The organism is Chloroflexus sp., assembly GCF_034435895.1.
GTDB lineage: Bacteria > Chloroflexota > Chloroflexia > Chloroflexales > Chloroflexaceae > Chloroflexus.
Genome location: NZ_DAOTWH010000356.1, coordinates 1 through 6,986 on the forward strand (window position 1 = coordinate 1; position 6,986 = coordinate 6,986).

At 62.4% G+C, this 6,986-nt stretch carries 6 protein-coding genes; all 6 read right to left on the minus strand.

Annotated features, from left to right (window positions below):
- Positions 1-404: 404 nt before the first annotated feature.
- Positions 405-1,304, minus strand: coding sequence for an ROK family protein (locus U9R81_RS19715; protein WP_322497114.1), 900 nt, complete (start codon positions 1,302-1,304; stop codon positions 405-407).
- 52 nt (positions 1,305-1,356) lie between these two features.
- Positions 1,357-2,655: a diaminopimelate decarboxylase gene (gene lysA / locus U9R81_RS19720; protein ID WP_322497115.1), complete on the minus strand. Its 1,299-nt coding sequence runs from the start codon at positions 2,653-2,655 to the stop codon at positions 1,357-1,359.
- A complete protein-coding gene (locus U9R81_RS19725; RefSeq protein WP_322497116.1) occupies positions 2,652-3,290 on the minus strand; it encodes an HDIG domain-containing metalloprotein in 639 nt (212 codons plus the stop codon). Before U9R81_RS19725 ends, lysA begins: the two co-directional genes overlap by 4 nt.
- A 280-nt stretch (positions 3,291-3,570) precedes the next feature.
- The gene (locus U9R81_RS19730; RefSeq protein WP_322497117.1) at positions 3,571-6,120 is read right to left on the minus strand and encodes a heavy metal translocating P-type ATPase; all 2,550 of its coding nucleotides are present in this window, start codon (positions 6,118-6,120) and stop codon (positions 3,571-3,573) included.
- Between the two features lie 76 nt (positions 6,121-6,196).
- On the minus strand, positions 6,197-6,421 hold the full coding sequence (locus U9R81_RS19735; RefSeq protein WP_322497118.1) for a heavy metal-associated domain-containing protein: 225 nt from the start codon (positions 6,419-6,421) through the stop codon (positions 6,197-6,199).
- A 16-nt stretch (positions 6,422-6,437) separates the two neighbouring features.
- Complete coding sequence (locus U9R81_RS19740; RefSeq protein ID WP_322497119.1) at positions 6,438-6,713, minus strand: metal-sensitive transcriptional regulator; 276 nt, start codon at positions 6,711-6,713, stop codon at positions 6,438-6,440.
- Positions 6,714-6,986: the final 273 nt, after the last annotated feature.

Below are 6,986 nucleotides of genomic sequence, written 5' to 3' on the forward strand. Positions count from 1 at the left end.
GGGGCAGAGCGATGCTCTGCCCCCGCGCGGCTCGCAATGACAGAAAGCGCGCGGTTCTTGCCCCACCTCAGTCCACACCATGCGGCAAAGTCGGACAGGACTCATAAGAGCAGATGTGGTTGATGGCCTTGGATAGGATGTTGCGCCCTCACCCCCTGCCCCGCTCCTATTAGCGCGGGAGAGGGACACTGCGGCATATCGCACCAGTGATGCCGTACCAACCCACTTCGCGGCTTCCCCTCGCTCGCCGTCAGGTGGGTAGGTGCACTCCGATATTCCGTATTACCCGTGGCCTTCCCATTAACACGATAGAGATAGATGGGCCACCTCTCGCTCCGCTCCGAGCAGGAGAGAAGAATCACGACAACATTTTGTAGCCTTTGTGTCTTTTTGTGGCTATTCCCCTAATATCCCTCCGTCGCCGCCATCGCCAGCGCAATCGCCCCCAGCACCCCGGCGCGCGCGCCTAAAGCCGGTGGCACGATCAGTTCTTCAGAGCTGTTAAGAATATGCGGATGCTGCAAGTAACCATTCAACCAACGCTGCGTCGCTGCCCGCACCAGCGGGAACATCTGGGGCTGGCTCATCACACCGCCGCCGATGATGATCCGCTCTGGCGAGAGCATGCAGAGCAAGGTCGCCATCGCCTGCCCCAAATAGTCAGCTTCGAGTTCCCATGCCGGATGATCGGGCGGCAACTGCTCTGCCGGCGTATGCCACCGCGCTTTCATAGCTGGGCCGCACGCGAGCCCTTCCAGACAATCGCCGTGGTAGGGGCAGATGCCGGGAAACGGATCGCGAACCGGGTCTCGCACCGGGCGAATATGACCCATTTCGGGATGGATGAGGCCATGCACCAATCTCCCTCCCACCATCGCCCCACCGCCGATGCCGGTACCCACCGTGATGTACACCGCCACGTCGCAATCGCGCGCCGCGCCCCACCGCCATTCGCCCCACAGGGCCGTATTCACGTCGGTATCAAACCCAACCGGACGGCCTAACGCCTGCGTGAGCACCCCAACCACGTCGGTGTTAGCCCAACCCGGCTTAGGAGTAGTGGTGATATAGCCATAGTGCGGCGACGCGCGGTTGAGATCGACCGGCCCGAACGAACCTACCCCGATTGCCGCCAATTGCGCTGGCTGATGGGAACGAAAGAATGCAATCGCCTGCCCCAACGTCTCGGCGGGTGTCGTGGTCGGGAAACGGATCTCGGCCCGAATATCGTCTGGCCCCGTCCCAATCGCGCACACCCACTTCGTCCCACCCGCCTCAATCCCGCCGTAGAGCCGTTCCGCCATCACCACACCTCACACCGATACCACGGCGTCCCACGACCGCAGCCAACCACCATCACAACATCATATCGCGCGCCAGCACATCCTCCTCGGTCTCGCGGCGCTGGATCAGGCGGGCTTGACCATCGCTGACTAACACCACCGCCGGGCGCGGCACGAGATTGTAGTTGCTGGCCATGCTGAGCGTATAGGCTCCCGCCGTCGCCACTGCGACCAGATCGCCCGGCTGGGCTGGCGGCAAGGCAATCTCTGGCAAGAGCACATCACCCGATTCACAATAGCGTCCGCCGACAGCGACCGGCTCACTGGCCGGCTCGCTAGCGCGATTCGCCAGCACCGCACTGTAGCGCGCGCCGTACAACGCTGGCCGGATATTATCCCCCATACCACCATCAATGTGCAGCCAGCGCCGGCCTTTGCGCCCCACCACCCGGTAGAGCGCCACCCCTGCCCGTGCCACGATCGACCGGCCCGGCTCGACCGTCAGCCGGGGTAGCGGCAGATCGCAACGCGCGCACGCCGCTTGCAGCGCCGCACTCACCACCTGCGCATAGCGAGCAATATCGGCCGGCGGCTGCTCGACAGTGTAAGGCACCCCCAACCCGCCACCGGGACTCAATTCAACCGGCGTCACCCCAAACCGCTCGCGCAGGCGGGCAGCTTGAGCAGCCAGCACGTTAACAGTGGCCACAACTTGATCGAGCACAAACAGTTGTGAACCGATATGCGCATGCAACCCTAGCCAGCGCAAACCCGGCGCGGCCAGCGTTTGCGCGACGGCCTCATCAAGCGCGGCCAGCGGCAAGCCAAACTTCGCCGCTTCACCGCCGGTCGCAATGTGGGCGTGGGTATCGGCCTCGATCGCCGGCGCGATCCGCAGCAACACTCCTTGCGGCTCGGCGAGCTGCATAGTCATGGCGCGCAGACGGGCCAGCTCGTCGAGGGTATCTACCACAATCGCCCCCACCCGCCACGCCACTGCCCGCTCAAGCTCGGCATCGCTCTTGGCATTGCCGTGCAGATGGACATGCGCCATCGGCGCCCCAGCCCGCCGCGCGACCAGCAACTCAGTCGCTGAGACGACATCGAGTCCTAGCCCCTCTTGGGCCACGATCTGGGCCAACGCCGTATTGAGCAGCGCCTTGCCGGCGTAATGCACCCGCACCGGGCCGGGATAGGCGTCGGCAAACGACTGCCGGTATGCCCGCATTGCCCCTCTTAGCGTCGCCTCATCAAGCAGATAGAGCGGGGTGCCGAACTGTTCGGCCAGCGCCACCGTATCGCACCCACCCACGAAAAGTCTACCGCTGGCAACGGCAGCCGTCGCTGGCCAGACATGCAGCGCGAGGCTCATTGGTTGATCCCCGCCAGCCCGAGGCGTAGCGCCGCCGCGCGCAGCGCAGCGATCACCTCGCCGATCAGCGCGTCGAGATCCATCCCAATCACCTCGGCCCCATGCACAATCCCTTCGCGGCTAACCTTAGCAGCAAACGCCTTATCCTTCATCTTCTTGCGCACCGCCGACACCTCAACGCTATGAATGCTCTTGTCAGGCCGCACCAGCGCCACCGCGGTCACAAACCCGCTCAACTCATCAACCGCGTAGAGGGTGCGCTCAAGCGGCGTTTCTGGCAGAATGCCACTATAATCGGCATGACTGAGAATCGCGCGCAAGATCTCTGGCGACCACCCCGTCGAGCGAAGATACGCCACCCCGTAGAACGGATGGCCGGGCAACTCGGCAGGCACCTCATCGCCACGGATCAACGCTTCTGAGACAGCTGTCGTTGCTGGCCCCGCTTCCGGCATATGCGGGTAACGCTCAAAATCGAGATCGTGCAACAGACCCACCGCCGTCCACAGATCAACATCAGCGCCCTGCTTAGCGGCAAAGTGGCTCATACACGCCGCCACTGCCTCGCAATGCTTGCGCAGACTATCAGTGGTAATCCATTCATGCATGATTTGGCGCGCAGTATCGGTGAGCATCACGGCTCCTTTAGGCATCAATTGGGAACTATTGCTGTATCAAGGATATGATACCACGATTGTGGGAGGAGAGCATATCGGTGCAATATGTCATTACGTGCCCTGCCCCCCATTTGTCATTGCGCGCCGCGCGGGGGCAGAGCATCGCTCTACCCCCGCGCGGCGAAGCTATCTCCCGCGATCACGAGTGCTATGCCTGAGGAGGTTGGTTTCGCTGAAGCAGGAGATTGTTTCGGGGGCTGCGCCCCCTCGCAATGACAAGCGGAAATGCTACACTACCCTATCCCAACTGTACCCCTCGCAACCGCAGCGAATTGCTCACCACAAACACCGACGAAAAGGCCATTGCTGCCGCTGCCAAGACTGGGCTTAACTGCCAGCCGGTCAGCGGGTAGAAGATACCGGTCGCCACTGGAATCAAGATCACGTTGTAGGCAAAGGCCCAGAACAGATTCCAGCGGATGGTACGCACCGTTGCCCGGCTGAGCGCAATCGCTTGCGCGACCCCGCGCGGATCGCTGCGCATCAACGTAATGTCAGCGGTCTCCATTGCCACATCGGTGCCGCTGCCCATCGCGATGCCGACATCGGCCTGCGCAAGCGCTGGCGCGTCGTTGATGCCATCGCCGACCATGGCTACTCGCCGCGGCTTGGCGCCGGCTGCGCTCTGTTGCAAGCGGGCCACGATCGCTGCCTTCTCGTGCGGTTTGACCTCGGCATAAACTGCGTTGGCCGGAATGCCGGCTGCTGCCGCAATCGCGGCGGCTGTGCGCTGGTTGTCGCCGGTCAGTAACGCCACGTCCAAACTACTCCGGCGCAACTCGGCTACGGCTGCGGCAGCGGTAGGTCTGACAGTATCGGCCAGCGCGATCACGCCGCGCGCCTCGCCGTCAGCCGCCACTACAATCACTGTCTTGCCGCTGGCCTGCAACTGATCAACGGTCGCTGCCAATCCGGTCACATCTACCCCGCGCTCAGCCAGCCATGCTGGCATACCTATCAACACTGTCTGCCCGCTCACCTCTGCCTCGACGCCAGACCCGCTCACCGCCTGAAACCGGCTGGGACGTTCGATTGGTAGTCCACGCTCCTGCGCCGCCTGTACGATCGCCATCCCCAACGGATGCTCGCTGCGGCTTTCCGCCGCTGCCGCCAGTTGCAACAGCGCCAAATCAGCCGGCCCCTCAGCCGCGCCGGCTTGCGCCAACACCGGTTGCGCCACAGCCACAATATCAGTCACTTCGGGCCGGCCATGGGTGATGGTGCCAGTCTTATCGAACACCACCGTCTGCAAACTCGCCGCCCGCTCTAGCGCTTCGGCATTACGGATCAGGATGCCGTGCGTCGCGCCGACGCCAGTGCCGACCATGATCGCTGTTGGCGTCGCCAAGCCGAGCGCACACGGGCAAGCGATAACCAGCACGGCCACCGCGAAGATCATTGCCTGCGTGAGGCCAGCCCCGGCCCACAGCCAACCAGCAAAAGTCAGTAGAGCGATCACGATCACGATTGGCACAAACACGGCTGAAATCCGGTCAACCAGCGCCTGCACCGGCGCTTTCGAGCCTTGCGCCTCTTGCACCAACCGCACAATCTGGGCCAGCGCCGAGTCTTTACCGATCCGCGTTGCCCGCATCTGGAAGCTGCCGCTACGGTTGATTGTTGCGCCAAAGACGGTATCGCCGGCTTGTTTCTCGACCGGCAGACTTTCGCCGGTCAGCATGCTCTCGTCAACCGTTGATTCGCCGGTAACGATGACGCCATCGACTGGTATCTTTTCCCCCGGACGCACAATCACCATTTCACCGGCCCGCACCTCGCTCAGCGGCACATCAACCTCTTGGCCGCCGCGCAGCACCCGCGCCGTCTTCGGTTGCAAACCGATCAGCGCCTTAATCGCCGCGCTAGTCTGGCTCTTCGCCCGCGCCTCAAGGTACTTGCCGACCAGAATCAAGGTGATAATCACCGCCGCCGTCTCGAAATAGACGTGGCCGGGAGCGCCGCTGAGCAAGAGGACGAGGCTGTAGAAATAGGCCGCCGACGAGCCAAGCGCGATCAGGGTGTCCATAGTCGCTGTGCGCATGCGCAGCGCCCGCCATGCGTAGCGGTAGAAGTCACGGCCCGAATAAAACTGCACCGGCGTCGCAAGGGCCAAGAACAGCCAGTTGAGCAGATCGTCGCGAGCGGCGATCATGGGCATCATTTCGGCCATTGACGATCCGGACATAGCCGCCATCGCTGCCCCTTCGCCGATCAGCCACGGCGCGATCAGACCGAAATCGCGCGCCATCGAGAGCACAAACAGCGGCAAACTAAAGACCACGCCGACCACCAACCGGCGCCGGCGCACCGCCATCTCGTGCGCCCGTGCCCGCGCCTCGACATCCTCTGTCTCGGCAGTGGTTGCCGCCGGCGTAATCACGCCATAGCCAGCCTGCTCAACTGCCTTGACGAGATCGGCTCGATCGACCATTCCCGGCACGTAGCGCACCAGCGCCTGCTCGCTAGCCAGATTGACTTCGGCGTTCAGCACTCCCGGCGTCTTACGTAGCGCCTTCTCGACCCGCGCCGAACAGCTCGCGCAGGTCATACCGGTAATGGCCAGCGTGATCTCATCGGTGACCACGCCGTAGCCGGCCTGCTCGATCGCCGCTTGCAACGCCGCTGGCTGTGCCTGCGCCGGATCGAACCGCACTAGCGCATGCTCGCTGGCCAAATTGACTTCGGCGCTCAGCACTCCCGGCGTCTTGCGCAGCGCCTTCTCGACCCGCGCCGAACAGCTCGCGCAGGTCATACCGGTGATAGGCAGAGTGATTTCACGTTCGGCCATGGCGATTACCTTGGGTGAATGTGGGGTTCATTCATTGGGGTAGAGCCACACCGCCGTGCGGCTCTACGGGTACACCCTAACACGCAATGCCTAACGGCGTCACATCGTCGTAACCGGCCTCTTTGATCGCCATCACGATCTCGGTAATATCAACATCGTCATCATGCACGACCGTCACAATCTTGTTGGTCAAATCGACCTCAACCTGCGACACACCGTCTTGCGCGCCGACCTCTTTGCGCACTGCCTGCACACAATGCTGGCACGACATCCCCGGAACGCGGAACTGCTCAGTTACCATCGGTTCGCCTCCCTTACTAACGATGCGTACTCTCAAAGACCTGCAACAGCTCGGTGAGCACCCGCTCGCGCTCGCCGACATTTTCGCTCCGAATCGCAGTCGTAACGCAACTGCGCAAATGGTTGGCAAGGATGACGGCATCAAGTTTGGCGAGCGCCTGCTGGATCGCGCGCGTCTGATTGAGCAGATCGATGCAATAAGCATCCTCCTCAACCATACGTTGCACGCCGCGAATGTGGCCCTCAATCGTCTTTAGACGGTTGAGGATCTGCTGCTTGTGCTCGTGATCCATCGGCTCACCTCATTCCGGTTTGGCATACCCCTTCCCCCGGGGGAGGGGGTGGCACAGGAAGTATAGCACACTCGCTTGTCGCTAGGCAAGCAACCTTTGCGCTATTTACTATGACCGGATCAACGCTATCTCATTCCGCTCCAAAATAGCGGCCCTCTCCCACCGAGCGAGAGAGACGGAAAGAACTTGGTCGATCATAACCGTTGATCGCTGTGCGATGCCTCACAGGCCAGTTCTGCGCGCCCCTCTCCCGCCGTTAGGTGGGAGAGGGGC